General features: G+C 68.7%; 6 protein-coding genes. All 6 read left to right on the forward strand.

Annotation, left to right across the window (positions count from 1 at the left end):
* The coding region (locus tag B2W79_RS05045) for a glycosyl hydrolase family 65 protein (protein WP_292787604.1) at nt 1-913 on the forward strand (913 nt) is incomplete at its 5' end.
* An 84-nt stretch (nt 914-997) separates the two neighbouring features.
* Complete coding sequence (locus B2W79_RS05050; RefSeq protein ID WP_292787606.1) at nt 998-1,255, forward strand: hypothetical protein; 258 nt, start codon at nt 998-1,000, stop codon at nt 1,253-1,255.
* Nucleotides 1,252-1,746 (forward strand): BLUF domain-containing protein, encoded by a 495-nt coding sequence (locus B2W79_RS05055; RefSeq protein WP_292787608.1) that lies wholly within the window; start codon nt 1,252-1,254, stop codon nt 1,744-1,746. The genes B2W79_RS05050 and B2W79_RS05055 overlap by 4 nt, the downstream gene beginning before the upstream one ends.
* Nucleotides 1,743-2,027, forward strand: coding sequence for a hypothetical protein (locus B2W79_RS05060; protein WP_292787610.1), 285 nt, complete (start codon nt 1,743-1,745; stop codon nt 2,025-2,027). The genes B2W79_RS05055 and B2W79_RS05060 overlap by 4 nt, the downstream gene beginning before the upstream one ends.
* 357 nt (nt 2,028-2,384) lie before the next feature.
* Nucleotides 2,385-2,762 (forward strand): hypothetical protein, encoded by a 378-nt coding sequence (locus B2W79_RS05065; RefSeq protein ID WP_143049253.1) that lies wholly within the window; start codon nt 2,385-2,387, stop codon nt 2,760-2,762.
* On the forward strand, nt 2,749-2,938 hold a 190-nt coding region (locus tag B2W79_RS05070), incomplete at its 3' end, for a DUF5677 domain-containing protein (protein ID WP_292787612.1). The genes B2W79_RS05065 and B2W79_RS05070, both read left to right, overlap by 14 nt.

Below are 2,938 nucleotides of genomic sequence, written 5' to 3' on the forward strand. Positions count from 1 at the left end.
CACCGGTCCGGACGAGTACACCGCCGTGGTCGACGACAATGTCTACACCAACCTCTCCGCCCGCCGGAACCTCCGCGGAGCGGTGGCAGCCGTCCGGAGGCATCCGGACGTCGCCGCCCGCCTCGGCGTGGACGACGACGAGATCTCCGCGTGGGAGGCCGCCGCCGCCGGCATGACCGTGCTCTACGACGAGGATCGGAAGGTGCACCCGCAGTCGGCGGGATTCACCGCGCACGCCCGGTGGGACTTCGACGCCACCGGCCCCGACGACTATCCGCTGCACAGTCACTTCCCCTACTTCGACCTCTATCGCAAACAGGTGCTGAAGCAGGCCGACCTCGTGCTGGCGCTCTACACCGCGCACGAGGAGTTCACGTGGGAGGAGAAGGCCAGGGCGTTCGCCTACTACGACGCCCTCACCGTGCGTGACTCCTCGCTCTCCCCGGCCGCGCAGGCCGTGATCGCCGCCGAGGTGGGTCATCTCGAGCTCGCATCGGCGTACCTCGCGGAGCTCGCGGCCCTCGACCTGGACGATCTCCACGGCAACACGGACGAGGGACTGCACATCGCGGCCCTCGCCGGCATCTGGACGGGAGTCACGGCCGGCTACGGCGGCATGCGGGAGGGAGACGACGGCCTGTCCTTCCGGCCGCAGCTCCCCGACGGGGTGACCCGTCTCGCGTTCGGGGTGCGGCTGCACGGCTGCATCCTGCACGTCGACATCACGCCGGCGGAGACGACCTACCGGCTGAGCGCTGGCGAACCGGTGACGATCCGGCACGCGGGCGAGGAGCTCGTCCTGCACGCCGGCGTTCCGTCGAAACTGCCGACGCCGGACCGCGTCGAGCCGATCACCCCGGCCCCGGTGCCGCCGCGCTGGCGGGAGCCGGGACGACCGCGCGCCGGCGACTGAGGCGGCGTTCGGTGCGTGTGCCATATCGAGGCGGGTCAGCGCAAGGCCCGGGGCGATGTCGGCCGCCCGCCGTAGGGTGGAGCCGTGCCTGATTCCCCCCACCCCGCATCGGATGTCCTCTGGGCGTGCGTCGAGGACGGCTTCCATGTCGGAAGCCGTGGCGGAGACTTCCTCGGCTACGTCGACCGTCAGCCCGACGGCCGCTTCGCCGCGTTCTCCGCGTCCGCGCAGCCGCTCGGTCTGCACGCCACGTTGAGCGACGCGACCACGGAGGTCGTCGCCCACGCCGGCCCCTCAGAGGGCGACGCCGCCCTCGGCGCTTCGGAGCTGGTGCAGGGGTGACGGCGGCCAGGGCCGACGGGCTGCTCCGCCTCGTCTACACCAGCACGGCGGCGCAGCCGTTCCGTGAGACCGCTCTGGAGCAGCTCCTCGAGCAGTGCCGCCGGTCGAACGCGGCCCGCGACATCACGGGCCTCCTCCTCTTCCGCCAGGGACGCTTCCTCCAGGTCCTCGAAGGACCGGTCGAGGCCGTGCGCCGACTCGTCGACACGATCGCCGACGATCCACGACACCGCGCGATGCGCATCCTGCTGGAGACGCCGATCACGGCCCGGCTCTTCTCCGACTGGTCGATGGGCTACCGGTCGTTCCGCACGGCGAGCACCGCCGCCCCCACGGGCTTCCGCGACTCCTTCGACGACCTCGTCGACGGCGCGGACGCCTCCACGATGGAGCGCGCCCTGTTCGAGCTCACCCTGTGGTTCCGCACACGCTCCGGCGCTGCGGTTCCGATTCCGGCCGCGAGCGACGAGGGTTCCTCCCTCCGGGTATGAGCGGGCCCGTGGGCGGACCGGAGCCGTCGCTCATCCAGCAGCGCATGGCGCTGGAACGGCGGCGGAACTGGGGCGTCTACGCGATCGTGTTCTCCTCGGTGATGACGGTCGGCTGGACGGTCGCGTTCCTCCTCGATGCGCCCGCCGGGTTGTGGCGCGTCCTCAGCATCATCGTGTTCACCGCCGGGATCATCGTCGGTATCGTCGAGACCCACCGCGCGAGGCGCGCGCTCCGTGCGTTCGAGGATCGCCATGGGCCGGACGCGGGTGTACGGCACTAGCGAGTCGGTCGCGCCTCGCGGTCGCGGATAAGGCTGTGCAGTCGGCGCCGGTCTCCTTTTCGGCGCGCCCGGGGAGTCCTCACGCTCCGGAAAGCCGCGCCAACGCACGCATACCCGCGCTGAAGTGATCGATTTCCAGAGATCGAAGGCGAGAAGCTTTCCATCGGGCAGGTCATCAAGTATTACGTGAACGTCGAGGGTGGCGTCCACCTTGCTAAGCCAAGAGAGCCTGCGGAGGAACCACTGAGCCGCACGGCACCCGTGCTCTTGGGAATCGTCACCGGCCCGATTGAGGTCCTCGCGCGCACGTCCTCCTGGGTCTCAATAAGACTCAAAACGATGCCATAGAATCCATCCATGATTCCGCAGAAAGCCCTCGACGAGACCACTCTGCTCGAACAGCGGGCCCTGTGGCGACGACAAGGAGCAACGTTTCCCGCACTTCATGGCGGCAAGCGCGCCTGGGTCGGACTCGTACTTGAGCTTGTGGATCAAGTCGATGCCGGTGCGGCCACGGCAATGGAAGCCCGTCCCGATCTCAGCGCCGACGTCTTCGGCCACAAGACCAGCATCGGAGCACCGGCAACGACCGCGCCGCTCACCTGGGGCGAGTACGGCAGATTCCTCAAGTCGGCTGGTCTCGCCCAAATCGGAGACGGGATGCTCACCCTTACGTCGGCAGGCGCAGAGTTCAAGCTTGGCAGGACTGCTCCAGCGGGCCATGACCGCAACTAACGAAACCTTCGCACTGCTCGAACGCGGATTTCCCGACGGAGCTGAAGCCCGCATGCGGACCGCCGTGGAGCTCGGCGTGATCGCGGCGTTCATCGAACGAAGCAGCACGGAGATTGCACGACGATTCGAGGCAAGTCACCATGTGGAGATGTGGGGCTCTTCGGACATCCGGTGGG

Source organism: Microbacterium sp. UBA7513 (genome assembly GCF_002478345.1).
Taxonomy (GTDB): Bacteria; Actinomycetota; Actinomycetes; order Actinomycetales; family Microbacteriaceae; genus Microbacterium.